Origin of the sequence: Bacillus sp. T33-2 (assembly GCF_002860205.1) — a bacterium.
In the GTDB taxonomy this organism is placed as follows: domain Bacteria; phylum Bacillota; class Bacilli; order Bacillales; family Cytobacillaceae; genus T33-2.
Genome location: NZ_PGVB01000002.1, coordinates 289,260 through 315,605 on the forward strand (window position 1 = coordinate 289,260; position 26,346 = coordinate 315,605).

Genomic DNA, 26,346 nt, shown 5'->3' on the forward strand with positions numbered 1-26,346 from the left:
ACAAATCCAGTTTTATACAGCCCAGTTAAAGAAAACGTCAAAAAAGCGAAGGATTCAGTCCTTCGCTTTTTTGGACGCTATGAAAAATGTATGTTACTCGGTAATTTCTTCATGAATCAGTATCGGAGGGTCGACATGGCTGGATGAAAGTTTAATGCTTTGATACAGTTTTTCTTTTACTTCGCCGACATCTTCAAAATTGCTGTAAATCGTAAGCAGTGACTCACCTTTATTAACCTGATCCCCAATTTTTTTATGAAGCACCAGACCCACTGCAAGATCGATTTCCGATTCTTTCGTCGCGCGCCCGGCCCCAAGCAGCATAGCAGCGGTCCCGACTTCATCAGCGACGATTTCAGACACATACCCGTCTTCTTTTGCTTCCAGTTCAAAAGTGTAATTGGCCTGTGGCAGCTTCGATGGGTCGTCAACGATCGATGCATCACCGCCTTGGGAACTCAGGAACACTTTAAAAGTCTCAAGGGCTGAGCCATCCGAGATGGCCCGTTCGAGAATTCCTCTCGCTTCAGCAAGTGAACCTGCTTTGCCGGCAAGGAACACCATATGGCTTCCAAGGGTCAGGCACAGCTCAGTCAGGTCTTGTGGTCCGTTGCCGCGAAGTGTATCAATTGCTTCCTTCACTTCAAGTGCATTTCCAATAGCGTACCCGAGAGGCTGGCTCATATCCGAAATGACCGCCATCGTTCTTCGGCCAACATTGTTCCCGATGCTTACCATTGCTTTTGCAAGTTCTCTTGAATCATCGAGAGTTTTCATGAATGCCCCTGCACCTGTTTTGACGTCCAGCACGATTGCATCAGCACCGGCTGCGATTTTCTTGCTCATGATTGAACTCGCGATAAGCGGTATGCTCTCGACTGTCGCTGTCACATCACGCAGCGCATAAAGCTTTTTATCGGCCGGTGTGAGATTGCCGCTCTGCCCGATTACCGCAATTTTATTTTTATTGACTAGATTAATAAAATCTTCATTGTCTATTTCAACGTGGAAACCACTGACAGATTCCAGCTTGTCAATTGTTCCACCTGTATGCCCGAGCCCGCGCCCTGACATTTTTGCGACAGGCACGCCTGCTGCAGCAACAAGCGGGCCAAGCACAAGGGTGGTCGTGTCCCCCACACCGCCGGTCGAATGTTTATCCACTTTGATGCCGTCAATTTTGGAGAGGTCAATTTGATCCCCCGACTTTACCATGGCCAGCGTCAAGTCGGCCCGTTCTTTCTCGCTCATCCCCCGGAAATAAATCGCCATCGTTAAAGCACTAACCTGATAGTCAGGGATCGTGCCGGCAGTATAGCCGTCGATGATAAAATGGATTTCCGCTGTCTCCAATTCCCCGCCGTTGCGCTTTTTTTCTATTAAATCAACCATTCTCATATTTATCACCACTTATTTATTATTTGGCTGAAATGAATAACCCCTGTTAATTGTGAGGATGCGGTTCGAACCGTATTTGGCACACCCGCTGATGTTGCTGCGAATGTGCCACCCCGTCCTCGTCAATTCACATTGAGCCAAGCTCACTGACAAGTTCCTTCACATAAAGCAGAAACTGGGCCCTTACTTTTTCAGTTGTTTCGATGACCTCTTCATGATTTAATGGCTGGTCAAGGATGCCGGCTGCCATATTGGAGATGCATGAGATCCCGAGCACCCTCATCCCGGCATGCCGGGCCACAATTACTTCCGGCACCGTGGACATTCCAACCGCGTCTCCCCCAAGGGTCCTGGCAAGCCTTACTTCAGCAGGAGTTTCATATGTAGGGCCCGTGTTTCCGACGTACACTCCCTCCCTGACCTGGAGATTTAATCTTGCCGCGGTTTGTTTCGCAACGTTAAGATACTCTTTCGAATAGGCTTCACTCATGTCAGGGAATCGCACGCCCAACCGGGAGTCATTTGGGCCTATTAAAGGATTTGTGCCCATGTTATTGATATGGTCTGTAATAAGCATCAAGTCGCCGGGAGAAAAGCTTTCATTTATTCCGCCGGCGGCGTTTGTGACGATCAGTGATTCAATTCCGAGCTCCTTCATGACCCTGACGGGAAACGTCACTTTATCCATGGTGTAACCTTCGTAAAAATGAAACCTGCCCTGCATGACAAGCACGTATACGTCGTTTAACAGGCCAAACACGAGCTGTCCCACATGCCCTTCGACTGTGGAAACCGGGAAGTCGGGTATTTGGCTGTAAGGGATTTTGACCGGATTTTCTATCTCATCAGCAAGCACACCAAGGCCTGAACCTAAAATCAGGCCTATTTTCGGCTGGTTCCCGAATTTCTCTGACAAAAATTCCGCTGCATTTTTTACCTGCTCATACTTCATTTTATTACACCCTTCCTTATTTTAATTCACTTAAGAAGCTCTGGCCGTGATCAGGCAATTTAACGCCAAAGTTATCGGCAATGGTAGCACCGATATCCGCAAATGTCTGGCGGAGCGGCAGTTCCCTGCCCTGGCTGAATTTTTTTGAAAAAACAAGCAAAGGCACAAATTCACGTGTATGGTCCGTGCCTGGATGTACCGGGTCATTTCCGTGGTCTGCCGTGATGATCAAAAGATCATCCTCCCTTAATTTGTCAAACACCTCCGGAAGGCGGGCATCATATTCTTCAAGTGCCTTTCCATAGCCATACGGGTCTCTGCGGTGTCCGTAGAGCGCATCAAAGTCAACAAGATTCAAAAAACTAAGTCCGGTAAAATCCTGGTCCAGCGTCTGGACCAGTTTGTCCATCCCATCCATATTCGAAACGGTGCGGAGCGTTTGGGTTACGCCCTCCCCGTCATAAATATCGGAAATCTTGCCGATCGCAATTACATCAATACCTGAATCTTTCAATTCATTCATGACGGTGCGGCCAAACGGCTTCAATGCATAATCATGCCGGTTGGCAGTCCGTTGAAAATTTCCTGGCTGACCGATGAATGGACGCGCTATAACCCGGCCAACCATATATTTTTCGTCCAGCGTCAATTCCCTGGCTATTTCGCAGATTCTATATTGTTCATCGATTGGGATTATTTCTTCATGCGCTGCAATCTGCAATACGGAATCAGCCGATGTATAAACGATCAAAGAACCGGTTTTCATGTGCTCTTCACCTAGTTCATCGAGAATCTCGGTTCCGCTTGCCGGCTTGTTTCCGATTACCTTCCGGCCAGTGCGCGTTTCAAGCTGCGAAATCAACTCATCCGGAAATCCATCCGGGAACACTCGAAAGGGCGTTTCAATGTTTAACCCCATGATTTCCCAGTGCCCGGTCATTGTATCCTTGCCATTGGATGCTTCCTGTATTTTAGTATAGAACGAAAGCGGTTTTTCAGATGGTGCAATCCCCTGGATTTGCCTGATGTTGCTGAGGCCGAGCTTGCCCATGTTTGGCATGTTCAACCCGTCCATCCTCTCGGCAATATGGCCAAGGGTATCAGAACCCTTATCACCGAATTTTTCTGCGTCAGGCGCCTCGCCGATCCCTACTGAATCCATCACAATTAAAAAGACCCTATTATATGTAGAAGTCAATTTACTCTCCTCCTTGCCATTGAATACGTTTTCAAATAAAGGTGATTTTTATGTTCCCCTATTGAGTGAAAATAATCTTATCATCTGTATTTGTCAGAAGTCTGACATCTATATTTTACTAAATGTCATCCTTAAAAAACAAGAAAAAGCTGCCAGATTAACGCGGCAGCTTTTCGACAATTCTATGAACCTATTAAGCCCGTGGATGAAATTTGCTATATACATCTTTTAATCTCGTTTTCGAAACATGGGTGTAAATTTGGGTTGTGGAAATATCCGCATGCCCCAGCATTTCCTGGACTGCCCGAAGATCGGCGCCATTTTCAAGCAGATGGGTCGCAAATGAATGGCGGAGAGTATGCGGTGTCAATTCCTTCGTAATTCCAGCTTCAATGGTCAGCCCCTTCAAAATTTTCCAAAACCCCTGGCGTGTGAGCCGCATGCCCCGGAGATTCAAAAATAGTGCATCATCGCTGTGGTTCTTTGCCACAAATTTATGCCTGGCCTTTTCCAGATATTGCTCCAGCGCTTTGGCGGCCGTTTTGCCAATTGGGATGATCCGTTCCTTGTTCCCTTTTCCAATACAGCGGACGAAGCCCATCGTTAAATGGACATCACCTAAATTCAAACCAATTAATTCACTCACCCTCATGCCGGTCGCATAAAGGATTTCCAGCATCGCTTTATCCCGGTAGCCAAAATGGTCCTTCAGCTTTGGGGTTTCCAGCAATGTCTCCACCTCTTGAAGGCTTAACACCTTAGGCAGTGACCGTTCAAGCTGGGGGCTTTCAATATGTACCGTAGGGTCGTGCCCGACTGCTTTATCTCGAAGCAGGAATTGATGAAATGCCCGTATTGAGGCTACATGCCTCGCCAGAGTTTTTGAAGATTTCCCTTCATCCTTCAGCTTCGCCAGGAACTGGATGATTTGTAATCGCTGGACCTCATTCAAGTCCTGCACGCCTTCCGACCCCTTTAAAAATTTCAGGTAACTTTTCAAATCACGTTCATAAGCCATGATTGTATTTCTGGATAATCCCTTTTCAACAATTAAAAAATGGATAAAGTCTTTAAGACGGTCGTCCATGATTGATTACTCCCCATTCAAATAAAACAATATAAGCCGGTCCAGCAATGATCCCCCGTCAGATGAAGCAGAGCCCGACACCTTTAAAGCCGCTCCTTCGGGTGCATCGTAACGATGGTAATTCTGATATTCTTCGTTAACCCACATAATACCATAATAAAAAAGGATTGTGCATCCTGTGAATAAGATAAATACTTTTATTGTATGGAATACTATTCCCAGCCATGATTTCATTGATCCTGTCCCCCGAAATGTCTTTGTTAATACAGGGTATGCCAGATTGGACAAGAAATATACCTTTCAAAGCTTGCGGGAAACGGTAAATATGCCTGATATTAACATATGATAGCTCGGGGCAGCAGTACCGGGCTCAGCCATTTGACGGCCCAGAGCACCAAAAAAACCTTCTCCCATTTACCGAGAAAAGGTTTTTCATTCATTTTGCATCTTCCTCTTTTTCTACTTTTTCCTGGCACCGATAACAAATGCCATGGAAGGTGAGCCGGTGGTCTTTAATTTTAAAATTCCACCTGCGTTCTACTTCTTCTTCAACATCCTCAAGCAGATCTTCCTGTATTTCATCGACAGCCCCGCACTCTATGCACACCAAGTGGTGATGAAAATGGGCTGCCCCTTCCTGGCGAAGGTCATAACGGGATACTCCGTCTCCAAAATTAATTTTATCGACTATTTTCAATTCTGTCAGCAATTCGAGTGTCCGGTAAACTGTTGCAAGGCCAATTTCAGGAGATTTTTCTTTAACGAGCAGATATACATCCTCTGCGCTTAAATGATCTTCCTCATTTTCCAATAAAACGCGTACGGTTGCTTCTCGCTGCGGCGTCAGTTTGTAGCTCGATGAATGCAGCTGTTTTTTGATTCTCTCAATTCTGTTTTCCATACTGATAGTCTCACTCCCCGCCACTGTCAGTATTTATTATATCAGAAGGCAGGGGAGATTCAAAATAAAATTATTACAAACAAGAACCTGTAGTCATTATTATTAAATAACGATTTTAATTTAATTTGCCGATTGAATGACTGTTTTCATTAATGCAGGGGAAACGTAAGCTTCAATCCCTGCTGCTGCCATCAGAAACACTACCGCAAACAGGAACACCAGCATATACCGGGCAAACAGCGGCAGAACTGGCTGGTTTACTTTTTTCATAAACTGGTTCCGGACCATTTTCAATGAAAAAGTAACGGCAAGTGCCCCGGTCACTATAAAAACGGGAATGATGATAAAATTCTGCGGAAGGATCGATACGAAAGAAAGCAAAAATCCATCCCAGCCCATTTGGTTCACAAGAAATCCGACCGTGAAACCGACAACCATTCCCTTCATGAATAATAGGATAAGAATCACAGGAAGGCCAATGACCGATATTCCGAGCAGCCAGATCAACCCGATGAATTTACTGTTATGAAAAAAACTCTGGACAAATAAATCGCCGGTTTCCGCTACTTTCCCCTGGGATGCCTGGCCAAAAAATTGGGATAAATAATAGAATAGATCTTCTTTTTGGGTAAAACTGAGGCTGTTGACAATGACTGCCCCAAAGATGACCCCCATTAAAAATAACACGATCACAAATAGGTAGATTGAGGAATATTCACGTAAATGATTTGCTGCGGCATTGTGGTACTTTCTTTTCTTCATCGTTCTTCCTCCTGCAGGATTTGTTATTAAAATTGTATGCCTGGACATATAATCTATGACTTTCACAGTTCACAAAACTATTAAAAAATTCACTTGTTTTCAAATATCGCCAGGGATATAATATTTAACAATTTAAGGGGAAGGCGGTTGATGAAATGAAACCAGTGCTTGTAGAGTTTCCTGAGAGAATTGAAACGGAACGGCTGTACATCAGGCCATGCAGGCCAGGGGATGGAAATGTAGTGCATGACGCCATCGAAGCCTCGCGGCAAGAGTTATTGAAGTGGCTGCCCTTCGCACAAGTATCACGGCCAGCGGAAGAAGTCGAGGCAGGAATAAGGGAAGCGTATGCCAAGTTCATTATGCGGGAAGACTTTCGCCTGAACATTTACCGCAAGGATGGCGATGCATTTGTAGGGTCAACAGGGTTGCACAGGATTGACTGGGACGTCCGTAAATTCGAGATTGGCTACTGGTGCGATTCCCGTCACCAAAAGAATGGATACATAACCGAAACAGTTGAAACTTTGACCAAATTCGCTTTCGATCATCTGGCAGCAAACCGGGTAGAAATACGGTGTGACCCTAATAACACCGCCAGCAGAAGAATAGCCGAAAAGCTCGGATTTAACCTCGAGGGCATATTGCGAAACAATTCCCTTACTGCAGATGGAACTGCACTGCGTGACACTTGCATTTTCGCGAAAGTGACTGAGAAGTAATTAAATAATCATGAAGGACCCGACGTAACGAACCACTGATCAGTCACGCCTAGTGCTTTCTTTTATTTATTTTGAGTTTAACAATCATAGGATTCTTGGGAACCTTCTAGTGACCATATACGACTCTAATTTTGCTGGACATTTCTCTGTCCAGCACCTGATTTTTTCCATCATCACCTTATGAAGGACATTTCACCGGCCAGAACTTCATACTTCACAAATGACAGAAAAGTTAGTAAAATGTTTACAAAGTCTATGTGAAAGGTCGGATTTAATGACACAAACCGTACGTTCGATTCCCCGCCCGCTCGTCAGAGCCAATCAATGGTTTATTGTGATTAGTGTTTTATGTACTTGGATTACTGGCATCGTGTGTTTTAGCCATTCCACTTGCTGCAGGCTTAATGGGCCTTATCTTTGGTTTCAATCCAATTATGAGGGCAGCGAAATCCTTTTTGAAAAAAGATCCATCAGCCTATATTCCGGAAGATTGGGATCAACAGCAGTTTAATCAAGTCATCGCTGTCGTTTGCCTTACTGGAGGATTGCTGTCTTATGCAACAGGCCACCATATCCTTGGCCATGCTTTTACAGCTATGGTGGCCCTCGCAGCATTTGTTGCCATTCTGGGTTTTTGCATCGGCTGCTTTATCCGCTTCCAGCTAATTAGATTACGCGCAAAAAGAAAAATGGGAAGCCAGCACTGAGGGCTTATGAAAAATGAGGAACTTAAAAAACGAGGGAATTTCCGGCATGGAAATTCCCTCGCTTAATGAGTTCTTGCTGTCTAGTGGGTCAGCTGTCAGATAATTGCGCATGCACTGCCTTTTTAAATCTACATTTTACGCATCATTTCATTAAGGGAATGCAATTCCTGTTCAATTGCGGATAGCCGTTTCTCCAAGGGGGATAGATTCCCTTGCACGTTCTCCAATTTTTCCAGATTATGTTGCAGCTGTGTATATTCGTCCTTTAACTCTGAAATTCTGTACTCAATATCTTTTTTATTCATTTCCTGGCTCACACCCTTCAGTTGCCTAAATAAAGAAGTTCAATAAAAATGTGCATTAAACACCTTGTGTACACACAACAGACACATGAATCGTTTAATTATTGATTTTTAGTAGAACCGGTGGTTATGCGTCTATGATTTTGCCATACTTGCCGCCTCCGCCTGCATGGACGTTCAGCTTTCCTGCACGGGCTTTCATGATCATATCAGCGATGTATTCAGGCACTGTCTCTTTCAGCGCACTGAATGGAACTTCGTGGAGAACTGCCATTTCCGTTCCAAAGTGGTCAAGGAGCCTATCAAGCATTTTCGGGCCGAGCCCCGGGATGAATTGAAGCGGGACCTGATGGAAATATGGCGGCCTTGATTCCGGGCCTTTGTCTGCAGTCTTCAGTTCGGTAATGCGGTCTGCAACACCCTTGATGAATTTAGGGTGGCCACAGGCTGGGCAGGCAGCAGCACCGGCTGCAAATGGCGCAAAGCAACTGGCACATACTGTCCGATGGTACTTGCCAAGCAAAGGGTCGAGCCCGTAGTTCGCCGCAACCTTCCTGCCTTCCTCATGTTTCAATGCTTTTTCAAGTTCCAGGAATGAAGGCTGCGCCATCTCGATTTCCTGGTATTCCCTGGCAATCTTGGCGAGTGAGTGGGCGTCAGAGTTCGTCAAAAAAGAATATTGCTGCAATTCCCCAAGCCGGTCAGCCATTTTTGTATCCGCGCTCAGGCCCAGTTCAATGGCGTCAATCAGATCAGTATGAAACACTTCAGAAAGAGAGGAACGGACCCCCTTGCCGTAAAGGCTTTTAAACGGGGTGAACACATGAGCAGGTATAAATAAGCCTCCCAGCTCCTTTACCTTCTCCTGCAGTTCTTTTCCTGATATGTAAACCCGTTGGGAACTTAAATTGATATTCTTCAAATGCCCGGAGAGCCAGGCAGAAAAATCTTTCATCGTTTTAATGAATGGGAAAAAACATAAAACATGGACAGGCCCTAATGTATGTTCATCATTGATCTCCAACTCCGAACCCGGAATGATGCTCATCCCGCCGTACATCACGCCTCCATCTGGGTGTTCCTTCAATTCCCCGAGATCCATCAGCTCCTCCATCTCCAGCAAAACCTCAGGTGAATGGCAATCAATGATTCCGATCATATCCAGCCCTTTTTTGCCGCGGGCATGTTCAATGATGTTCGAAAAGGTCAAAGTTTTGGCACCGGTGATTTTCACAGCCCGCCCAGATTTAGTGCGTCCAATATGGATATGGAAGTCGGCAAAGTATTGGTTCATCTACTTTCCCTGTGCCTGGCGCAGCTGCAGGTACTGGACCGCGTACACAGTCTTTGCATCATGTATCCTCTGTTCCTTCACAAGCTGTAAAGCTTCCTCGATAGTGACCTCGATCAGGTTCACAAATTCATCTTCATCAAGCCCGGCCGCATTCTCTTTCTTGGAAAGCCCCTTTGCCTCATAAATATGGATGATTTCATCCGTAAACCCCGGTGCTGTATAAAATGACGTCACCCAGTCAATGCTCCCGCATTCATATCCAGTCTCTTCTTCCATTTCGCGGATCGCGCACATTTCGGGCTTTTCCCCTTTTTCCAGCTTCCCCGCCGGAATTTCGACAGTCGTCTTCTCCAATGCTTTTCTATATTGTTCAACCATGACTATTTTATTGTCTGCAGTAACGGCGATGACAGCCACTGCCCCAGGGTGCTTCACAATTTCCCGGCTCGACGTTTTCCCGTTCGGCAGCTCTACTTCGTCCACTTGCACGCTTATCACTCTGCCGGAATAAATATGGTCGGTTTTTAATGTTTTTTCCTCTAGCGGGTTCATTTGTCCACTCCTGTTCTAATCCGATATTCATTGCTCATACATTTTACCATACTTAACCGAAAGGAGCAGGGGCGTGAAGGTGTATGTTCACGAAAAGGGTATAGTCCTGGCGGGGAAAGCATGGGAGGTAAAACGCAAATTGAAGGAATACAGCAGGGACCATATGCTCGTCCAGGATTGGGTTACCTCTGTTTCTAACACTCAACCCGTTCGCAAAAGTTGTGGTAAAGCCGCTTCTTTCGCTAAAATATAAACATCATGATGGAACGGGAGTGAACCGTGTGAAGAAACGGCAACTAGGAAAATCAGATTTATATGTCAGTGAGATGGGGCTTGGCTGCATGTCGCTTGGGACAGTTGAAAAGCATGCAAAGCAGGTTGTTGAGGCCGCCCTGGATGAAGGTGTCAATTATTTTGACACGGCTGATTTATATGATTTCGGTGAAAACGAGAAGCTGGTCGGACTGGCTCTCAAAAGTGTCCGGGACAAGGTCATCATTGCCACAAAAGCCGGCAACCGCTGGAATGAGGCAAGAGACGGGTGGAGCTGGGACCCATCGAAACAATATATTAAGGAAGCAGTCAAGCAGAGCCTTAAACGCCTGCACACGGATTATATTGACCTTTACCAGCTGCACGGGGGCACGATTGAGGACCCGATTGAGGAAACAATTGAAGCATTCGAGGAACTGAAAGAGGAAGGTTATATCCGGCAGTACGGAATTTCCTCAATCAGGCCGAATGTGATCCAGAAATATATCGAAAAATCCAATATCGTTTCAGTAATGATGCAGTACAGCATCCTTGACCGCCGGCCCGAGGAAGAAGCACTCCCATTGCTGCATGAACATGGAATCAGCGTAATGGCAAGGGGGTCAGTTGCAAAAGGTCTGTTAAGCAATCGCATGCTTGAAAAGGCTGAAAAAGGGCAAGGCTTCCTTGATTACACTTATGAAGAATTGAAGGATCTGCTTCCTGTCCTGAAAGAGAGGCTGGCTGCGGACAGGCCCCTGAATGAAGTGGCCCTGCAGTATAACCTGGCGAATCCTGCGGTCGCATCCGTTGTTACAGGGGCAAGCACAGTGGAACAGGTCAGGGAGAACGCCCATGCAGTAAAAGGCAGCACTCTGACCCGGGATGAGGTTGAACTGATTCAATCGATGACAAAACCGAACCGCTACAAGGAGCACCGCTGATCTTTCATAAATAAGCAGAGCATCCACCACGTGTGGGTGCTCTATTTATAGTGCATTAAAAATGAACCTAGTTTAAGGTTCATAGCTGCAGACCCATTCTAAATACGCGGATTGGACTTTCGCTTAAATGTGGTCAGTTTTCGCTTAATTCTTAAAAGTTTCGCTTAAATATCGGGTTTATCGCTTAATTAATGTTATTTTTCGCTTAATATTGATGCCCTCCGAAACTTATTTACATATATTGTGAATTAATTCTGTGTCTTAGGCCAGCCTACGATAGCTTCTGAATGGTTTCATAAAAAAATATCAGCAACTCTATGAAAATAGCCCCATGGTTTTAGTTATTTAATTATTTTTTTCCAGGAAGAGTTTCGATCAAGTGCCCTTCTCTCCAGTTGCTCAACAATTGGCGCTTTTTCCGCGATGTACGCTTCAATATCGTATGTATAAGCACTGGCGGCCCTCTCTTTTACTTCCTGATACCTTAAAGCCTCATCTGGATGGGCCCGAAGATAATCCCTGAACGCAAGGTGTCTTACGATTTCCGGGTTCCCGTTTGCATACGCATGTAAGTGGAAAAGCCGGTTTCCGGCCTCGTCCAATTTATAGAAATAGCGGCGTCCTGGCAATCCGTTTTCACCCTTCCCGACAAAGCCTGTCTTTTCAAGCGCAGGTGTCGCGAAATCAACCATGCTTATTTCATCTGCCTCAAGGAGAAGATCGATGATTGGCTTCGCACTCAAGCCCGGAACTGAGGTGCTGCCGATATGATGGATATCAACGTTATGCGGATAGAAGACATGGTGCAGGAGTTCCGATTCATGCTCAAATAGCCGCACCCATTCATGAGAGTACGGCACCACCTCTACTTTTCTCCTTGTCATTTGAACTTCTTCCAGTCGAGCCCACTCTCGGATAGCAGCTCCTCGAATGATTTATTTTTCTCTTTTAGCCTTCTTTCTTCTTTTTTACGAAATTCCTCTTGCAGTCTTTGCCGTTCTTCATCCTCTTTTAATTTCTGTTTGGCCTCATTCAGCCGGGCCATCACATCCTGGTTTATCATGTCCCCAAGTGTGACCGGCTTTTCTTCTTTTTTTGCTTGTGTCTGTCTTTTTGCCTGTTTTTTCTTCATATAATTCCCTCTTTATTATTAATTTAAATAGAATTATAGCACTACAATACCTCTGTTTGAAATCCTCTGCATGTCCAGCACACGGTGCCAAAAACAAAAGAAACGCCCAACAGCAGGCGCTCCTTCTATCAATGAATTTAATATGCGTCAGTAGCTACAGCTTCATCAACCTGGAGCTCCGGTTCTGTTGAACGGATTACATCATCAACAGTATATCCTTTCGCTACCTCGATGAGCTTCAAACCGAATGGAGTGACGTCGATTACAGCCCGGTCGGTGATGATCCGGTTCACCACACCCTTTCCGGTGAGCGGCAGGCTGCAGTTTTTCAAAATCTTCGGATCACCGTTTTTATTGACATGTTCCATAATGACGATGATTTTCTGGGCACCGTGGACAAGATCCATTGCCCCGCCCATCCCTTTAATCATTTTGCCAGGAATCATCCAGTTTGCCAGATCACCAGATTCGGAAACCTCCATCCCCCCTAGTATGGCGATGTTGACATGGCCGCCCCGGATCATCGCAAATGATTCAGCACTGTCAAAATAGGCTGCGCCAGGAATAGCGGTGACTGTTTCTTTCCCGGCATTGATCAAATCCGGGTCCACTTCATTTTCTGACGGATAAGGACCGATACCGAGAAGCCCGTTTTCAGACTGGAGGACAACCTGTTTATCACTGGAAATATAATTGGCGACGAGCGTGGGCATCCCGATGCCGAGATTGACATAAAAGCCGTCCTGGATTTCACGTTCGGCCCGAATGGCGATTTTTTCACGGACATTCCCCTTGTTTTGGATCATGAACCCCTCTCCTTTCATGGTCAGCTTGTAACGGTGAGCCTTTCAATCCGTTTTTCCTGGACACCCGGGATGATTGAGTGCACATATATACTCGGTGTGTGGATTGCATTTGCGTCCAATTCCCCTGTCTCCACCAGATTTTCCACTTCCGCGATCGTAGTTTTTCCGGCTGCGGCGATCATTGGGTTAAAATTCCGCGCCGTTTTATTGTAAACAAGATTTCCCATCCGGTCGCCCTGCCACGCGCGAACAAGGCTGAAATCGGCGGTCAGGGCCTCTTCAAGCAAGTATTCCTTTCCATTGAAAAACCTTGTTTCTTTTCCTTCTGCGATTGGCGTTCCCACTCCGGCCTGTGTATAGAAAGCGGGGATTCCGGCACCCCCGGCCCTGATTTTTTCCGCGAGCGTACCTTGCGGAATGAGTTCCACCTCAATCTCACCGGAGAGAACCTGCCTTTCAAACTCTTTATTTTCACCAACATAGGAGCCTACCATTTTACGAATTTGTTTATTTTGCAGGAGAAGGCCGAGCCCCCAGTCATCGACACCGCAGTTATTCGAAATGACAGTCAAATCCGTCACGCCCTTCTCGACCAGCGCAAGAATCAGGTTCTCCGGTATTCCGCAAAGCCCGAATCCGCCGACCATGAGAGTTGCCCCGTCATGGATGTCTGCCACTGCTTCCTGAAAAGAAGTGCAAAATTTCTTCATGCAATGACCTCCTTTTATAAATGCCTTTTGCATTACTTACTTCCCTGGGTTTGAAACGCTCGCATTGATAGACTTCTAGCCAATCAGCGTTGACGTTACGCCAGCTCCACGACTGTCGCTGCGCCCTGGCCGCCTCCGATACAAAGGGTTGCCAGCCCGGTTTTCGCGTTCCTTCGTTTCATTTCATGGAGCAGTGTCACAAGGATCCTGGCACCGCTAGCACCGATTGGATGGCCAAGCGCGATTGCACCGCCGTTCACGTTCAATATTTCTTTATTAAAATTCAGCTCCCTGTCCACAGCAAGCGACTGTGCTGCAAAGGCCTCATTTGCCTCGATCAGCTCAATCTCTTCCAACGACAATTTCGATTTTTCAAGCGCTTTTTTGACTGCCATTACGGGCCCGATTCCCATAATGCTTGGGTCTACGCCGGCACTGGCGTTTCCTTTGATGACGGCCAGCGCCTTTATTCCGAGCTCTTCTGCCTTCTGCCTGCCCATGACAATGACTGCGGCAGCCCCGTCATTGATACCCGAAGCATTCCCGGCCGTTACACTGCCGTCTTTTTTAAAGGCGGCACGCAAACCAGACAGTTTTTCGGCAGTTGTTCCTTTTTTCGGGTATTCGTCAGTATCAAATATGATTGGATCCCCTTTCCGCTGTGGAATGCTGACAGGCACAATTTCTTCTCTAAACTTCCCTGCTTCAATCGCTGCAGCGGCTTTTTCCTGGCTCGCGGCAGCAAACTCATCCTGCTCCTCACGGCTGATTTCAAATTTCGAACATAAATTTTCCGCAGTGATTCCCATATGGTAATCATTAAAAGCACACCAGAGGCCATCCGAAATCATGCTGTCAACAAGCTTTTGGTCACCCATTTTAAAACCATTCCTGGCATCCCTCAACAAATACGGTGCCTGGCTCATATTTTCCATTCCACCGGCAACAACGATTTCAGCATCCCCGGCAATGATTGCCTGGACTGCAAGATGCACCGCTTTCAGCCCTGATCCGCACACTTTATTAATTGTCATTGCCGGCACACTTTCAGGCAGTCCCGCTTTAATTGCAGCCTGCCTGGCAGGATTTTGCCCGAGACCGGCCTGCAAAACATTCCCCATGATTACTTCATCAATTTGGTCAGGTTTTACACCTGCTTTTTCGAGCGCCCCCCTTATGGTGACCGCCCCCAATTCCACAGCCGGAACATCTTTCAAGCTTCCGTTGAAGCTTCCGATCGCTGTACGGACAGCGCTTACAATTACTGCTTCCGTTTGTGCCACATGCCTCATCCTTTCACCTTTTTTCATATACATATAGTTCTATTGAAAACAGATAATTCCTTTTATTTTGTCAAAATTTTAATATAACTTGCACTTCTTAAAATATTCCCTCTACAATTGAATTATGAAAAAGGAGGGAAAACTATGGCACTTCATCTTCCCGGTCAAGTGACGATTATCGAAGTAGGGCCGCGAGACGGTCTGCAGAATGAGAAGTCATTTGTTCCCACCGAAGTAAAAAAGCAGTTTATCCTGGCGCTCAGGGAGGCTGGTATTAGTGAAATGGAACTGACTTCTTTCGTTTCACCAAAATGGGTTCCGCAAATGTCGGACGCTGCTGAAATTGCAGCCGGCTGCCTTGAAGAAGTGACAAGAAACATTGTCCTCGCCCCGAACAAAAAAGGAATTGAACGGGTATATATGACCGGCTTCAAAGCGGTTGCGGTGTTCGTGGGCGTGAGCGACAGCTTTAACAAGAAAAACATCAACAAAGCAACAGCTGATAGCATGGCTGAGGTGAAGCCGTTGATCGGTGAATTGAAAGATAAAGGCTTTTTTGTAAGGGCTTGCATTTCTACTGCTTTTTATTGCCCTTATGAAGGAAAGGTAACTGAGGATGCTGCAGTGTCCTTGTGCCGGGAGTTTGTCCTGGCGGGAGCAGATGAACTGAGTGTTGCCGACACGATCGGCATGGCTTCTCCGGATGAGTCCTATTCGCTGTTCTCCAGGCTGGTCACGGAATTTCCCGAAAAGATGATAACAGCCCATTTTCACGATACCCGCAAGCTTGCCCTGGCCAATATATTCGCAGCTCTTCAGGCCGGTATTACCAGGTTTGATACGTCGGCGGGGGGGCTGGGCGGCTGTCCGTTTGCGCCCGGGGCGGCCGGCAACGCAGCTACAGAAGATGTCGTCTATATGCTTCACCGGATGGGGATCCGGACCGGCATCGACCTGGAGAAAATTGTGAATGCCGTCGGAATTATCGAGCCCCATCTTTCCCGGCCGATTGAAAGTACTTATTACAGGCTTAATGCGGTAAAAGTATAGTTTTTGCATAACTGCTGCCCAGGTGACTCATCTTATAGGTAAAGCCTATGAGAAGGGAGCCAGGATGATGAGCCAGAAGCGGGAAAAGGGATATAGGCAGAAAGGCAAGCCAAACAGCAATGATGTTAAGCAAATGATTGCTGCCGAAGACCTGGACAAAGCGATCCACCCGACTAACCGGGACAATACGAAAAAATAACTGGCGGGGATGCTTCCCGCCTGATCTATGCCGCTTGCTGAGGCGGCTTTTTTGTGTCGGCAGCACTATATGTTAAAATAAAGATAAAACTTTTTGTCGGGGGTCTTGCTTTGAAGAAAGCGTTCCGTTATCTTTTTTCATTTCTGCTGTTCATTTTATCCGTCGGAGTTTATTTTACAAACAGGATCATGTTCATTAAAAAGAAGGATGATGAGCTGATTTTTCAACGGGAAAAAGATGCCGGCCATCTCGTTCCCGGCGAGTATGAGGCATTGCCGAAAAAGGAAATCCTGATCCCTTCCGATTTCGGATACTCCTTGAGTGCTGTACTTGTTGAGCCCCACGAGACAAACCGTTACGTGATTTTTTGCCACGGGGTTACTCAGAATAAATTCTCTTCGATTAAATACATGAACCTCTTTCTTGAACGTGGTTTTAATGCGGTTATCTATGACCACCGCAGGCACGGTGAATCAGGCGGGAAGACGACCAGCTATGGTTATTATGAAAAATTTGATTTAAAGGCGGTCGTCGACTGGTTAAAAAAAGAAAAAGAGCCCGGCTTTTTCCTTGGCATCCACGGCGAATCAATGGGGGCGGCGACTCTGCTCCTGTATGCCGGCATGCTTGAAGACGGTGCAGACTTTTATATTGCCGACTGTCCGTTTTCCGATTTTAAAGAACAACTGGCGTACAGGGTCAAAGAAGAAGTAAAATTGCCTCCGCGTATGCTGCTGCCAATCGCAACCTTGTTGCTGCGGATTCGTGACAAATACTCTTTGCGCGAGGTGTCCCCCGTTTCCGTCATTGAAAATATAAAAAAGCCAGTTTTATTCATACACAGCCGAAAAGACGACTTTATCCTGCCTTATATGACAGAGACCCTGTTCGATCTCAAACAGGGCCCCAAAAAACTGTTCTTCGCCGAGAATGGGCTCCATGCCCAGTCATATAATGAAAACCGTGAAGAATACGAAATGGCCATTGATGCCTTTCTTGAGGAGTTTGTCTTCAAGAATAATAACTTCCGTGCCCAGGGGTATCATGCCGAAGCGCCGGTATGATTTCCGGATCCTGGCAATATAAAAATGGCCTGGGTTCCCATTCCCAGGCCATTTTTCATTGCAGTTCCCCCTGCCGGCTTAACTCAGTGCCGTCTTTGGACAAACCGCGCGCGATTTTATAATCGCCGACTGCATAGTAGTACCTTTGCTTCCCTTTTTCGATAATCGTTGCTTTTGTAAATTGTTGATCGGCACCAGCCACCTCCACCGCTGTGATGTCGGCACTGTTAATCCTGCCAAAAATCACCGGGATGTTGGCCTCCAGCTTGCCTTTCGGCGTGTAGAGATGGAATACATCGGCATATTGGGTCATAAATTCATGCTTATAATATACCCAATGGTTATGCCCGGCATTTTCCCAGCCGCCTTTGTCGTTTCCGGTCAAGAAAGCTGCAGCAAGAGCGTCAAACTTTTCCGAGCCGTCCTTTTGCCTCGTTGTATAAAATACGATCGTGCCTTTTTCGACTTTCTCTTTATGTACGATTTGTTTTATGTTAAAAGGGATATCTTTTTGTATGGCTTCATCCAAAGAAGCATAATTACATGCTGCGAGCAGCAATAAACTGAATGCCAAAATAGCCGCAAACCTGACTTTCCCCATTTTTCCCTCCTGATCCATCTTTTCTTTGTATGTGATCGCATATTCCCATTAAAACCTATTTTTTACATTATTGTAAACTACTAATTTTACAGGAGCAGGCTGGTGGACTTCCGGGTTATCTCTCAGTCGTGTCGACAAAGCTCATCCGCGGATTTATATACTCATTTGGGCTTTTCAGCTGAAAACAGTTTGCGGCTTCATTAAAATCAATCGTCATTTGGCCATCGAAAAAAACCATTTTTGATTTTTCGATGTAGATTGGCGTGATGTCCGTTGCAATTTCCTCGTCATTCTCTTCAAGCTTGTCGACCAGCCATAGGGCAGCCACACCGTTTACGGCACATCCGCAGCCATCTGTATCATATTTCAGCTTGATATAACCAGCTCGTCCAGTTGTTTTTTCTGCCAGCTTCTGCTGGGCCGTCTCTGTAATCATGATTTCCATGTTGCAACCCCCTTAGGTGTTCATAACCTGATTGTAGCATAGTGTGTCATTTATTCTTTATATTTGCTTTTTTCGCTGTTTCCTTTTACCATCAAGTTAAAATTGTGCCAATTTTGTGAAGGAGTGGTTTTATATGTCAAAGGTGCAAATCAAAGTAAATGACAACGGATCGCTAAGGATAACCGGGGATGTCGAGCTGGTCGATGCAGAAGGGAATGTGTTTCCGACAAAGCCGACATTTTCATTGTGCCGATGCGGCCTGAGTAAGAACAAGCCATTTTGCGACGGCTCCCATAAAGGAATTTTCCAATCGGTCGTGCGGGCACCAAAACCGGAGGATGCTGAATAATATCTGCCGTTTCAGGAGCAATGGGATTTATTTTCTTCCCACTGCTTTTTTTCTCGTTCTTTCAGCCAACCGGCCGATCTTCAACCTCCCGTACATCGGCCATGCTTGAAATCTGGATGCGGTGGATTTCCCCAAACCGGTCAACGACGTGCAGTTTTTTCCCTAATTCGTCGCAGTAATGGATTTTTCCTATCACCAGCTCATACTGGCGGTTCCGGTAATGGGTAATTGCGACCGGGCTGTTAAATTCCATTGCTCGCGAAATCGTTTCATTCATTAACTCAAGCTGCTGTTCATCGATCTCCCTTTCTGCATCGTATGTATCTTCCTTTGCCCAGTCCCGGAGGAACTGCACATGCTCAGGCAGCATCATTGCTGTCCATTTGATCCTTCCCCGGTCACGAATCATTTTGTCCTCCCCTTCCCATATTAGCCTTTATGTCCGCCGACCAACCCGGCCCGGCGGCGCGTCGTTCCAGCAGCTGTATAGGACACCGCCCGCAGCAGGGCCGCCGGGCCAAACCGGCGCCGGATTTTGTCCATTGTGTATCCAAGCTCCCGTTTTTTCCAGCCGTCCACATCGAAAAGGTTGAGCTGAAATTCGTTGTCGTCGACAAGGTTGCCAAGGGCGAGGGAAATGCTGCGCACTGCTTTTCCAGTATAATTTTCATCGAACAGCTCCAGGCAGACACGGTAAATGTCCATTGTGACGTTGGTTGGTTCCGCGACGGTCCGCGAGCGGTGGAAGCCCCCGCCGAATTCATCCTGGCTGTAGCCGATCCCGAGGCTTACAGTGCGGCCTGCTTTCCGATGGTTCCTGGTCCGGCGTGCCACTTCCTCGCACATTTCGAGGATGACATGTTTAATTTCCTCTTCTTCTTTATAATCGCGCAGCAAGATCTGGCTTTTGCCGAAGCTGATCTGCCCTTCCATGATCGGGGCACCCAGATCGGAAAGATCGACTCCCCAAGCATGGTGATAGAGCTGGTTGCCCATGATGCCGAACTTTTTTTCAAGTTTCTCCAGATCATAACGGGCCAGCTGCCCGACTGTAAAAATCCCCATGCTGTTCAATGTTTTCTCGACCCGGCGGCCGATCCCCCACATGTCGCTCAGCGGTGACACCGGCCAGAGCTTCGAGGGGATATCGTCATAAGTCCAGGCGGCAATGCCACGATGTTTCGCCTCAAGGTCGAGGCACAGCTTTGCCATCAGCATGTTTGGCCCGATCCCGATTGCGCACGGCAGCTGGAATTCCCGCTCAATATCATCTTTTATTTTTTCGGCGATCGTGAAAGCACCGCCCCACATCTTGATCGCCCCGTCCACTTTTATGAAACTTTCGTCAACGCTGTACGTATGGATTGCTTCCTTTGGCACATAGCGGTTGAATACCTTGGAGATTTCTGTGGAGATCCTTAAGTAAGTTGCCATTTTAGGCTCGACTACCTTGATTTTTGGGTCTTTCGGTATTTCAAACATGCGCGAACCGGTTTTGATGCCAAATTCTTTTTTCAGGCGGGGGGAAGCTGCAAGGACGACACTCCCGGGACGATCCAGGTTTGCGGCAACAGCCAGATAACAGTTCAGAGGATCAAGCCCGTACATAACCGCAGAGCAACTGGCGAAAAAGCTCTTCATATCAATGCATAAAATGTGGTTTCGGGGCATGCTGCTGTAGTCAATCATTGTTGTGTTCCTCCTTGCTGTACAACATATGTAACACTTTTTGTTCCCAATTTCGAACTGAGACTGCTGGAATAAACAGGAACGTTTGTTCTATATCATTATACCCATAATATTAAGCGAATATGCGTTCTGTTTCAATGGGAATTTTACGACGAAATTCCTTAAATCAGGATTTCATGGAGAATGCTGACCATTATGGAAATCTGTATAATGGGAATTGAGGTGCATGACGTGGACGAAAAATTGATACGGAAAATGATCGAAAAATGTTTCCGGCAGTACCGGCATGAGTCAGATGAGCTGCCGCTGAACGAACAGGATTATAAAATATTATGCCGAAAAATAGCCGAAATGAAGGCGAACGAACCAGGAGCGGACCTGCACGATATCATCAATGATGCAGTCTATGAGTATTTGACAAATTGAAAAGAACATCAAAAGGCGGTCCACATGGACAGCCTTTTGATGTTCTAGTTTTTCGAGACTTGTTTAGTAGTAAAATCGTAATTCCAATTAGCGCGTTGTGGCGTTATGCTAGTTATGTCAACAGTGATCATGCTGGTTGCATCAACAGTGACACTTTTTCCATCACCGGCCAGCTGGACACTATGGATGATGACATTCTTGCCTGCCTCGGCTTCTATATGGCGGACGATCTCGGCAATTCCCTCGCGCAGCCTTTCACTTTCGTTATCGGTAAACACAACTATTTTTTTCGCCTTGGCCTTCGCGGGAAAAGACTCCAGGACCGTTCCGTCATTCCAGGCCTCCGCCTTCATGCCGACGGCCAGCTCTTCAGCAGACAGTTTCTTTCCCCCGTCGGTAAGAAGCTCTGTTTTATTATCAATTCCGTAATAAACATCGTTAATCAAGGTTTGCTTTTCCGACACAGCGGAGATAAATCCTGTTTGCCCCCGGGCTTGCTGTGCTGGCGGCGCTGAACCTGTACCTGAACCTTGATCCGCTTTGCCGCACCCGCCTGCAAACAGCAAAGACGCAGCAAAGACGGCGAACACTCTGTTCTTCACTCGCTCATCACCTCTCATCTTGTTTGACGGAAGCGCGGAGCTTGAAGTTTCAGATTATTTTTGGTTGAACGCCCGTTTTCCGAGCCGTTCAAATGTTCGAGGAAACAGCGAATAAATAATGCTGCCCGCATTCATCCAGCGCGGCAGATTGATCTCCCGCACCGGTGTCAGCATCCGGTCCACGACCTGTTTTGCGACATATTCAGGCTGGAGCATGAACCTTTTGATGTTTTTGACATATGTTCCCTGTTCATCAGCAATATTAAAAAAATCCGTCGCGATCGGGCCCGGATTGACGGTCGTCACATACACATCCAAATCGGACAATTCCATCCTGAGGCTGTTGGAATAGCCAAGGACGGCATGCTTTGTGGCAGCATACACGCTCGATTTAGGCGTGGCGATTTTTGCGGCCTGTGATGCGACGTTAATAATATGGCCGATGCGGCGTGACCTCATCCCGTGAAGCACCATGCCGGTACACGCCATCAGCCCGATGACATTCACATCAAACATCGATTTAATTTCATCAACCGGAGCTTCATGGGCATGGCGAAAGACGCCGAAACCGGCATTGTTCACCAATACATCGACATGGCCGATGTCAGCGAGCACTTTTGAAAACACAGCCTGAACCGCATCAGTATCAGCGACATCCAGCCGGTGTACATCTACTCGCACTCCGTATTTCGTAAGGTCTTGTTTCATTGACTTCAATTTATCAATGCTGCGGGCAAGCAAAACAAGATTCGCGCCGCGCGTTGCGCACAGGCGGGCGATTTCAGCGCCAATTCCCCCGGATGCACCGGTGATGACAATGTTTTTTCCTTTCAGCCGATCTGTTGACAACATCCTCACCTCACTTTGCTGCATAGCGCCAAATCTGCCCATGACTGTTGATCATGATCTCCCCGAGGGACTCTAAATAATCGAGCTGCGCCACCGTTTCAGAAATTGTCAATGACAGCTCCTTCTCGTAAACAGCCGGAAATAAAAGCCGGCAGATCTCAAACACGGTCAGCGTCTGCCCTTCGAGGTATTGTTTTACCTGCATCGCCCGTTCATGCTGACGGACGAGTCTTTTGTTTATCAGCTCCTCCACGTTTATGATTTCCTGTCCATGGCCGGCATACACCATACCGATTGGGTAATCGAGCAGCTTTTTTAAAGAATCATTATATTGCAGCTGCGATTTCGGGCGTCCGGTTTCGCCTGCAAGCGGCGGCTCGATGAGCGGATTTGGCGAAATGCTGGCAAGCAGCAAGTCACCGCCGATCAGCACTCCATCATTTTCCCTTAAAAGAGCAATATGGCTCCGGGCATGGCCCGGCGTCTCCAGGACCGTCCAGCCTTCAAGGCCTGGCGGGGTTTGATCTTCAAGCAGATCCCCTGTCAAAGAGCGATTGCAGGAGAAACGCAAAGTATATTTCATCCGTTTTGCTGTTGGCAACAAATATTCCTCTGGTATACCGAACTGATGGAACAAGTGTGCATAAAACTCGTCATGCTCCACCATAAAACCACTTGTCTGGTTTATCCACCGTTCATTGACGGGATGGCCGTACACTTCCATCGAAGGAGGAAAAAAATCAAGGAGGCCGGCATGGTCCGGGTGGTGATGGGTTAAAATCACCTGTTCTATATCTTCCGGTTTTAAATGCAATTCCGCCAATTGGGATTTTAACGCTTCCCAGGCTTCCTCTGTTTTAGGTCCGACGTCCACAAGGCTTAGCCGGTCTCCTTTCACCAAATAAGTATTGACGTCCCCCACTGGAAATGGCGTGGGCAATGTCAATTTAGCTATCCCGTTGTTCCATTCAGTCATGTTTCGTGCTCCTTCAAAAAATGATTTTTATATATATTTATCATCATGGATAAACATAAGTTTACCTTTATTTAAGTCAATTGTCATTATTTTCACATAATATTTTCAGAAAAAACAAAAAATTAATCGGGGCACCTCTTGACAAAGGGCCTATCCTTCTTGCATAATCAAAATTAAAATTTAATAGCTGCAAATTAGCGATGAGTAAGGCCAGTAAACGGAAAACGGCGATAGAGAGTGAAGCTCACGGGCTGAAAGGCTTCACCGTCCTCTTTTCCGTTGAACCTACCTTATGAGCTGCCAGGCAAACCTGGACGCGTAACCTGCGTTAACGGACTTGAGCTGCACTTTTTTTCGGGTTTTTATGATGGGAAAAGGTGAATGAAGGTGGTACCACGGAAGCAAGGCCTTTCGTCCTTTTTACGGACGGAGGGTCTTTTTATTTTTCACGGAAACAAATACAAATGTAAAACCTGATAACGGAGGGTGATGAAAGTGAAAAAGCTTGTTTTTATAGGAGCGGGCTCAATGGCCGAGGCGTTAATATCCGGAATCATTGAAAACAAGCTTCTATCCAGTGAAAATATATGGGTGACAAACAGGCAGGACCTGACGAAGCTCGACCGGTTAAGAGCTGTTTACAATGTGAACACCACATACAATTACGACGAGATGTTTGCAGATGCAGATACCGTCATCCTGGCGATGAAACCGAAGGATGCTGCTGCCGCGATCGCTGAAATCAAGGCTTATTTAACGCCTGGACTTCTGATTGTCTCCGTATTGGCCGGCATCTCGATTGAAACCATCGAAAAAACAGCCGGCAAATCCCTGGCTGTTGTAAGGGCAATGCCAAATACGTCTGCCGCCATCAGCAAGTCTGCAACAGCTCTGGCGATGAATCAAAACGTAACTGCAGCACAAATGGATCAGGCCAGGCAGCTTTTTGATACAGTAGGATTCACCGCCCATGTAAAAGAAGAGCAACTGGACGCCGTGACCGGCCTTTCCGGAAGCGGGCCGGCATACATCTATTATCTCGTTGAAGCGATGGAACAGAGCGCCAGGGAAATCGGTCTGGAGCAGCAGCTCGCCAAAGATTTGATTGTCCAGACCCTTCTCGGGGCTGCCGAGATGGTTGCTAAATCCGAGAAGCCGCCGGAACAGCTGCGCCTGGAGGTCACAAGCCCCGGCGGAACGACGGAAGCAGGCATCAGGGTGCTCGAACAGCATGGAGTCCAGCGGGCCTTCATCTCATGCATCAAGGAAGCTTGCGCCCAGTCAAAAAAGCTTGGAAATATGCTGGGCAACGATGCGGTAAGAGTTCGCAGGCTGTCTTAGTTTCCGGCTATCCGGGCTGCATCCTGGTCTATCCGGGAATAAACCTTCCCTATCCAGCAGCAACCTCCGCTATCCGGGAGTAAACCTCCGTTATCCGGGAGTAAACCTCCGTTATCCAGGAGTAAGCCTGGACTATCCAAAAATAACGGCGGCCCGGCGTGTTGCAGAAAGAAACTTCTCATGCGAGTGCGAATTTTTCCCATTTGGTGAGTGCACTGTTATACTAAAATTATAATCAGCTTACAGGAGGTACTCACGATGGAAACAAAACTTTTCTCCCCCTATGATTTAAAGGGAGTAACCTTGAAAAACAGGATTGTCATGTCGCCGATGTGCCAGTATTCATGCGAGAACGAGGATGGCATCGTCAACAACTGGCATTTGACCCATTATACGAGCAGGGCCGTTGGGCAGGTAGGGCTGATCATCGTGGAATCAACCGCTGTCACCGCACAGGGAAGAATCTCCCCCCAGGACCTCGGCATCTGGCATGACGGTCATATTGAGGGTTTAAAGCAGATAACAGGACTTGTGAAAGAGCACGGTGCCAAAATTGGCATCCAGCTCGGCCATGCCGGCCGCAAAGCAGATATCAAAGAAGAAATCATCGCGCCTTCACCAATTGCTTTTAATGAACATTATCAACAACCGAGAGAAATGACGAAGCTGGATATCAGTGAAACGATTGAGGCTTTTAAAAAGGGGGCGGCCCGGGCCAGGGAGGCAGGTTTTGACGTGATTGAAATTCATGCTGCCCACGGTTATCTGATCAACCAATTTTTATCGCCGCTTTCGAATAAACGTGAGGACGAATACGGAGGCAGTGCCGAAAACCGCTACAGAATATTGCGCGAAGTAATCGACGCAGTAAAAACGGTTTGGGACGGCCCATTAATGGTCAGGGTTTCTGCGAATGATTATGATGAAAATGGCTTAAAAATTGATGATTACGTAAAAATTGCCTCGTGGATAAAAGAGCAGGGCGTGGATCTGATCGACGTAAGCTCGGGTGCTGTAGTACCGGCACGAATCCATGTCTACCCTGGATACCAGGTGGGATACTCTGAAAAAATCAAGCATGGTGCAGGCATACCAACCGGCGCAGTCGGTCTGATTACCTCCGCCCTCCACGCAGAGGAAATACTACAAAACGAGCGGGCAGACCTTATTTTTCTGGCAAGGGAACTGCTGCGGGATCCATACTGGCCGAGGACGGCTGCCAGAGAACTCGGCGTCAATATTGAGCAGCCTAAGCAATACAAGCGCGGCTGGCAGTTTGAGTAAGCTTTTCTTGACAAATACTAACTTATAAATCAACCGGCATTGTTGTTTGCCGGTTGATTTTGCGTAAAACAAACAAAAGGAGGAATTTCCATGATCAAAAGAATCGCCACCGTGGGAGTATATGTAGAAGACCAGCAAAAAGCCAAGACGTTCTGGACGGAGAAAGTCGGTTTTATAGTAAAGGCCGAGCGGCAGATGGGGCCGAATGCTTACTGGCTGGAGGTTGCGCCTGAAGGAGCCGAAACTGCCCTCGTCATCTATCCCAGAAGCATGATGAAAAACTGGGAGGAATTACAGCCTTCCATTGTTTTTGAATGTGAAAACATTGAAGCTGTTTATGAAAAAATGAAACAAAATGGCGTCGAGTTCGAGGATGAATTAAAGGCGATGCAATGGGGAACATTTGCGACATTCAAAGATGAAGATGGAAACAGTTTTCTAATAAAAGGCTAATGGATCAAAAAAAACT

Annotated in this window: 33 protein-coding genes and 1 pseudogene; 12 read left to right on the forward strand and 22 right to left on the reverse strand. The window is 46.8% G+C overall.

Going from position 1 to position 26,346, the window contains the following annotated elements; genetic code table 11:
• Nucleotides 1–93 precede the first annotated feature (93 nt).
• The 7 genes from CVD19_RS01775 to spoIIM all read right to left on the reverse strand — a co-directional run bounded on the left by CVD19_RS01775 (nt 94) and on the right by spoIIM (nt 6,298).
• Nucleotides 94–1,398 carry a pyrimidine-nucleoside phosphorylase gene (locus CVD19_RS01775; protein ID WP_101580151.1) on the reverse strand — a complete coding sequence of 435 codons (1,305 nt, stop codon included), beginning with the start codon at nt 1,396–1,398 and terminating at the stop codon, nt 94–96.
• 127 nt (nt 1,399–1,525) lie between these two features.
• Entirely contained in the window at nt 1,526–2,350 is an 825-nt protein-coding gene (locus CVD19_RS01780; protein ID WP_101580152.1) for a purine-nucleoside phosphorylase, read from the reverse strand.
• Between the two features lie 16 nt (nt 2,351–2,366).
• On the reverse strand, nt 2,367–3,548 hold the full coding sequence (deoB, locus tag CVD19_RS01785) for a phosphopentomutase (RefSeq protein ID WP_101580153.1): 1,182 nt from the start codon (nt 3,546–3,548) through the stop codon (nt 2,367–2,369).
• A gap of 193 nt (nt 3,549–3,741) precedes the next feature.
• Nucleotides 3,742–4,635 (reverse strand): site-specific tyrosine recombinase XerD, encoded by an 894-nt coding sequence (gene xerD / locus CVD19_RS01790; RefSeq protein WP_101580154.1) that lies wholly within the window; start codon nt 4,633–4,635, stop codon nt 3,742–3,744.
• Between the two features lie 6 nt (nt 4,636–4,641).
• Nucleotides 4,642–4,869 carry a YqzK family protein gene (locus tag CVD19_RS01795; RefSeq protein ID WP_101580155.1) on the reverse strand — a complete coding sequence of 76 codons (228 nt, stop codon included), beginning with the start codon at nt 4,867–4,869 and terminating at the stop codon, nt 4,642–4,644.
• Nucleotides 4,870–5,071: 202 nt separating this feature from the next.
• Nucleotides 5,072–5,536, reverse strand: coding sequence for a ferric iron uptake transcriptional regulator (gene fur, locus CVD19_RS01800; RefSeq protein WP_101580156.1), 465 nt, complete (start codon nt 5,534–5,536; stop codon nt 5,072–5,074).
• 120 nt (nt 5,537–5,656) lie between these two features.
• Nucleotides 5,657–6,298 carry a stage II sporulation protein M gene (spoIIM, locus tag CVD19_RS01805; RefSeq protein ID WP_101580157.1) on the reverse strand — a complete coding sequence of 214 codons (642 nt, stop codon included), beginning with the start codon at nt 6,296–6,298 and terminating at the stop codon, nt 5,657–5,659.
• 155 nt (nt 6,299–6,453) lie between these two features.
• Here spoIIM and CVD19_RS01810 point away from each other — a divergent pair, with 155 nt between their 5' ends.
• Nucleotides 6,454–7,020: a GNAT family N-acetyltransferase gene (locus tag CVD19_RS01810; protein ID WP_101580158.1), complete on the forward strand. Its 567-nt coding sequence runs from the start codon at nt 6,454–6,456 to the stop codon at nt 7,018–7,020.
• 274 nt (nt 7,021–7,294) lie between these two features.
• Nucleotides 7,295–7,727 (forward strand): annotated as a pseudogene (locus CVD19_RS01815) (DUF4395 domain-containing protein).
• 128 nt (nt 7,728–7,855) lie between these two features.
• Here CVD19_RS01815 and CVD19_RS24470 read toward each other — a convergent pair.
• The 3 genes from CVD19_RS24470 to CVD19_RS01825 all read right to left on the reverse strand — a co-directional run bounded on the left by CVD19_RS24470 (nt 7,856) and on the right by CVD19_RS01825 (nt 9,875).
• Entirely contained in the window at nt 7,856–8,032 is a 177-nt protein-coding gene (locus CVD19_RS24470; RefSeq protein WP_180953472.1) for an SE1832 family protein, read from the reverse strand.
• Between the two features lie 124 nt (nt 8,033–8,156).
• Entirely contained in the window at nt 8,157–9,323 is a 1,167-nt protein-coding gene (locus tag CVD19_RS01820; RefSeq protein ID WP_101580159.1) for an endonuclease Q family protein, read from the reverse strand.
• Nucleotides 9,324–9,875, reverse strand: coding sequence for an NUDIX hydrolase (locus tag CVD19_RS01825; RefSeq protein WP_101580160.1), 552 nt, complete (start codon nt 9,873–9,875; stop codon nt 9,324–9,326). It lies immediately after the preceding gene.
• Between the two features lie 73 nt (nt 9,876–9,948).
• On the opposite strand from CVD19_RS01825, the gene mciZ reads away from it, so the two are divergent.
• The gene (gene mciZ / locus CVD19_RS01830) at nt 9,949–10,128 is read left to right on the forward strand and encodes a Z-ring formation inhibitor MciZ (protein ID WP_101580161.1); all 180 of its coding nucleotides are present in this window, start codon (nt 9,949–9,951) and stop codon (nt 10,126–10,128) included.
• A 28-nt stretch (nt 10,129–10,156) separates the two neighbouring features.
• Nucleotides 10,157–11,071, forward strand: coding sequence for an aldo/keto reductase (locus CVD19_RS01835; protein ID WP_101580162.1), 915 nt, complete (start codon nt 10,157–10,159; stop codon nt 11,069–11,071).
• A 341-nt stretch (nt 11,072–11,412) separates the two neighbouring features.
• On the opposite strand, the gene CVD19_RS01840 is transcribed toward CVD19_RS01835, so the two are convergent.
• From CVD19_RS01840 to CVD19_RS01860, 5 genes are all read right to left on the reverse strand, one after another.
• Nucleotides 11,413–11,955, reverse strand: coding sequence for a GrpB family protein (locus CVD19_RS01840; RefSeq protein WP_101580163.1), 543 nt, complete (start codon nt 11,953–11,955; stop codon nt 11,413–11,415).
• Nucleotides 11,952–12,203, reverse strand: a complete 252-nt coding sequence (locus CVD19_RS01845; protein WP_101580164.1) for a YqkE family protein — start codon at nt 12,201–12,203, stop codon at nt 11,952–11,954. The genes CVD19_RS01840 and CVD19_RS01845 overlap by 4 nt, the downstream gene beginning before the upstream one ends.
• Nucleotides 12,204–12,340: 137 nt before the next feature.
• Entirely contained in the window at nt 12,341–13,009 is a 669-nt protein-coding gene (locus CVD19_RS01850; protein ID WP_101580165.1) for a 3-oxoacid CoA-transferase subunit B, read from the reverse strand.
• A gap of 20 nt (nt 13,010–13,029) precedes the next feature.
• Nucleotides 13,030–13,719 carry a CoA transferase subunit A gene (locus CVD19_RS01855; RefSeq protein ID WP_101580166.1) on the reverse strand — a complete coding sequence of 230 codons (690 nt, stop codon included), beginning with the start codon at nt 13,717–13,719 and terminating at the stop codon, nt 13,030–13,032.
• 95 nt (nt 13,720–13,814) lie between these two features.
• On the reverse strand, nt 13,815–15,002 hold the full coding sequence (locus tag CVD19_RS01860; RefSeq protein ID WP_101580283.1) for an acetyl-CoA C-acetyltransferase: 1,188 nt from the start codon (nt 15,000–15,002) through the stop codon (nt 13,815–13,817).
• A 144-nt stretch (nt 15,003–15,146) separates the two neighbouring features.
• On the opposite strand from CVD19_RS01860, the gene CVD19_RS01865 reads away from it, so the two are divergent.
• From CVD19_RS01865 to CVD19_RS01870, 3 genes are all read left to right on the forward strand, one after another.
• On the forward strand, nt 15,147–16,052 hold the full coding sequence (locus CVD19_RS01865) for a hydroxymethylglutaryl-CoA lyase (protein WP_101580167.1): 906 nt from the start codon (nt 15,147–15,149) through the stop codon (nt 16,050–16,052).
• A 67-nt stretch (nt 16,053–16,119) separates the two neighbouring features.
• Complete coding sequence (locus tag CVD19_RS25275) at nt 16,120–16,251, forward strand: hypothetical protein (RefSeq protein WP_257984992.1); 132 nt, start codon at nt 16,120–16,122, stop codon at nt 16,249–16,251.
• Between the two features lie 110 nt (nt 16,252–16,361).
• Nucleotides 16,362–17,315, forward strand: coding sequence for an alpha/beta hydrolase (locus CVD19_RS01870; protein ID WP_101580284.1), 954 nt, complete (start codon nt 16,362–16,364; stop codon nt 17,313–17,315).
• 55 nt (nt 17,316–17,370) lie between these two features.
• On the opposite strand, the gene CVD19_RS01875 is transcribed toward CVD19_RS01870, so the two are convergent.
• On the reverse strand, nt 17,371–17,916 hold the full coding sequence (locus CVD19_RS01875; RefSeq protein ID WP_101580168.1) for a hypothetical protein: 546 nt from the start codon (nt 17,914–17,916) through the stop codon (nt 17,371–17,373).
• Between the two features lie 115 nt (nt 17,917–18,031).
• Nucleotides 18,032–18,361, reverse strand: coding sequence for an iron-sulfur cluster biosynthesis family protein (locus CVD19_RS01880; protein ID WP_101580169.1), 330 nt, complete (start codon nt 18,359–18,361; stop codon nt 18,032–18,034).
• Nucleotides 18,362–18,494: 133 nt separating this feature from the next.
• On the opposite strand from CVD19_RS01880, the gene CVD19_RS01885 reads away from it, so the two are divergent.
• Nucleotides 18,495–18,710, forward strand: a complete 216-nt coding sequence (locus CVD19_RS01885) for a CDGSH iron-sulfur domain-containing protein (RefSeq protein WP_101580170.1) — start codon at nt 18,495–18,497, stop codon at nt 18,708–18,710.
• Nucleotides 18,711–18,771: 61 nt separating this feature from the next.
• Here the strand turns inward: CVD19_RS01885 and CVD19_RS01890 are convergent, their stop codons facing one another.
• Together CVD19_RS01890 and CVD19_RS01895 are read right to left on the reverse strand one after the other, a co-directional pair.
• Nucleotides 18,772–19,119: a YolD-like family protein gene (locus CVD19_RS01890; protein WP_101580171.1), complete on the reverse strand. Its 348-nt coding sequence runs from the start codon at nt 19,117–19,119 to the stop codon at nt 18,772–18,774.
• A 20-nt stretch (nt 19,120–19,139) separates the two neighbouring features.
• Nucleotides 19,140–20,399: a Y-family DNA polymerase gene (locus CVD19_RS01895; protein WP_101580172.1), complete on the reverse strand. Its 1,260-nt coding sequence runs from the start codon at nt 20,397–20,399 to the stop codon at nt 19,140–19,142.
• A 183-nt stretch (nt 20,400–20,582) separates the two neighbouring features.
• Here CVD19_RS01895 and CVD19_RS01900 point away from each other — a divergent pair, with 183 nt between their 5' ends.
• Nucleotides 20,583–20,825, forward strand: coding sequence for a YqzH family protein (locus CVD19_RS01900; protein WP_101580173.1), 243 nt, complete (start codon nt 20,583–20,585; stop codon nt 20,823–20,825).
• Nucleotides 20,826–20,869: 44 nt separating this feature from the next.
• Here CVD19_RS01900 and CVD19_RS01905 read toward each other — a convergent pair whose 3' ends face one another.
• Genes CVD19_RS01905 through CVD19_RS01915 form a run of 3 tightly spaced genes read right to left on the reverse strand, consistent with a single transcriptional unit; the run spans nt 20,870 to nt 23,252 of the window.
• Nucleotides 20,870–21,427, reverse strand: coding sequence for a hypothetical protein (locus CVD19_RS01905; protein WP_101580174.1), 558 nt, complete (start codon nt 21,425–21,427; stop codon nt 20,870–20,872).
• 54 nt (nt 21,428–21,481) lie between these two features.
• Entirely contained in the window at nt 21,482–22,279 is a 798-nt protein-coding gene (locus CVD19_RS01910) for an SDR family NAD(P)-dependent oxidoreductase (RefSeq protein ID WP_101580285.1), read from the reverse strand.
• Between the two features lie 7 nt (nt 22,280–22,286).
• Complete coding sequence (locus CVD19_RS01915; protein WP_101580175.1) at nt 22,287–23,252, reverse strand: MBL fold metallo-hydrolase; 966 nt, start codon at nt 23,250–23,252, stop codon at nt 22,287–22,289.
• 495 nt (nt 23,253–23,747) lie between these two features.
• Between CVD19_RS01915 and proC the strand changes: the two genes are divergently transcribed.
• The 3 genes from proC (at nt 23,748) to CVD19_RS01930 (ending at nt 26,330) form a co-directional block, all read left to right on the forward strand.
• Nucleotides 23,748–24,593, forward strand: coding sequence for a pyrroline-5-carboxylate reductase (gene proC / locus CVD19_RS01920; RefSeq protein WP_101580176.1), 846 nt, complete (start codon nt 23,748–23,750; stop codon nt 24,591–24,593).
• A gap of 258 nt (nt 24,594–24,851) precedes the next feature.
• A complete protein-coding gene (namA, locus tag CVD19_RS01925; protein WP_101580177.1) occupies nt 24,852–25,877 on the forward strand; it encodes an NADPH dehydrogenase NamA in 1,026 nt (341 codons plus the stop codon).
• Between the two features lie 90 nt (nt 25,878–25,967).
• Nucleotides 25,968–26,330, forward strand: coding sequence for a VOC family protein (locus tag CVD19_RS01930; RefSeq protein ID WP_101580178.1), 363 nt, complete (start codon nt 25,968–25,970; stop codon nt 26,328–26,330).
• The last annotated feature ends 16 nt before the right edge of the window (nt 26,331–26,346 follow it).

Coding starts and splice junctions, on each gene's coding strand:
- CVD19_RS01890 (WP_101580171.1), bottom strand. CDS start 19,119: ATGATTCGTGACCGGGGAAGGATCAAATGGACAGCAATGATGCTGCCT.
- CVD19_RS01820 (WP_101580159.1), bottom strand. CDS start 9,323: ATGAACCAATACTTTGCCGACTTCCATATCCATATTGGACGCACTAAA.
- CVD19_RS01910 (WP_101580285.1), bottom strand. CDS start 22,279: ATGTTGTCAACAGATCGGCTGAAAGGAAAAAACATTGTCATCACCGGT.
- CVD19_RS01895 (WP_101580172.1), bottom strand. CDS start 20,399: ATGATTGACTACAGCAGCATGCCCCGAAACCACATTTTATGCATTGAT.
- CVD19_RS01795 (WP_101580155.1), bottom strand. CDS start 4,869: ATGAAATCATGGCTGGGAATAGTATTCCATACAATAAAAGTATTTATC.
- CVD19_RS01825 (WP_101580160.1), bottom strand. CDS start 9,875: ATGAACCCGCTAGAGGAAAAAACATTAAAAACCGACCATATTTATTCC.
- CVD19_RS01855 (WP_101580166.1), bottom strand. CDS start 13,719: ATGAAGAAATTTTGCACTTCTTTTCAGGAAGCAGTGGCAGACATCCAT.
- CVD19_RS01845 (WP_101580164.1), bottom strand. CDS start 12,203: ATGAAGAAAAAACAGGCAAAAAGACAGACACAAGCAAAAAAAGAAGAA.
- CVD19_RS01810 (WP_101580158.1), top strand. CDS start 6,454: ATGAAACCAGTGCTTGTAGAGTTTCCTGAGAGAATTGAAACGGAACGG.
- fur (WP_101580156.1), bottom strand. CDS start 5,536: ATGGAAAACAGAATTGAGAGAATCAAAAAACAGCTGCATTCATCGAGC.
- spoIIM (WP_101580157.1), bottom strand. CDS start 6,298: ATGAAGAAAAGAAAGTACCACAATGCCGCAGCAAATCATTTACGTGAA.
- xerD (WP_101580154.1), bottom strand. CDS start 4,635: ATGGACGACCGTCTTAAAGACTTTATCCATTTTTTAATTGTTGAAAAG.
- CVD19_RS01885 (WP_101580170.1), top strand. CDS start 18,495: ATGTCAAAGGTGCAAATCAAAGTAAATGACAACGGATCGCTAAGGATA.
- namA (WP_101580177.1), top strand. CDS start 24,852: ATGGAAACAAAACTTTTCTCCCCCTATGATTTAAAGGGAGTAACCTTG.
- CVD19_RS01780 (WP_101580152.1), bottom strand. CDS start 2,350: ATGAAGTATGAGCAGGTAAAAAATGCAGCGGAATTTTTGTCAGAGAAA.
- CVD19_RS01930 (WP_101580178.1), top strand. CDS start 25,968: ATGATCAAAAGAATCGCCACCGTGGGAGTATATGTAGAAGACCAGCAA.
- CVD19_RS01850 (WP_101580165.1), bottom strand. CDS start 13,009: ATGATCCAAAACAAGGGGAATGTCCGTGAAAAAATCGCCATTCGGGCC.
- CVD19_RS24470 (WP_180953472.1), bottom strand. CDS start 8,032: ATGAATAAAAAAGATATTGAGTACAGAATTTCAGAGTTAAAGGACGAA.
- CVD19_RS01915 (WP_101580175.1), bottom strand. CDS start 23,252: ATGACTGAATGGAACAACGGGATAGCTAAATTGACATTGCCCACGCCA.
- CVD19_RS01840 (WP_101580163.1), bottom strand. CDS start 11,955: ATGACAAGGAGAAAAGTAGAGGTGGTGCCGTACTCTCATGAATGGGTG.
- CVD19_RS01900 (WP_101580173.1), top strand. CDS start 20,583: ATGCTGACCATTATGGAAATCTGTATAATGGGAATTGAGGTGCATGAC.
- CVD19_RS25275 (WP_257984992.1), top strand. CDS start 16,120: ATGAGCCAGAAGCGGGAAAAGGGATATAGGCAGAAAGGCAAGCCAAAC.
- CVD19_RS01775 (WP_101580151.1), bottom strand. CDS start 1,398: ATGAGAATGGTTGATTTAATAGAAAAAAAGCGCAACGGCGGGGAATTG.
- CVD19_RS01875 (WP_101580168.1), bottom strand. CDS start 17,916: ATGGGGAAAGTCAGGTTTGCGGCTATTTTGGCATTCAGTTTATTGCTG.
- CVD19_RS01865 (WP_101580167.1), top strand. CDS start 15,147: ATGGCACTTCATCTTCCCGGTCAAGTGACGATTATCGAAGTAGGGCCG.
- CVD19_RS01880 (WP_101580169.1), bottom strand. CDS start 18,361: ATGGAAATCATGATTACAGAGACGGCCCAGCAGAAGCTGGCAGAAAAA.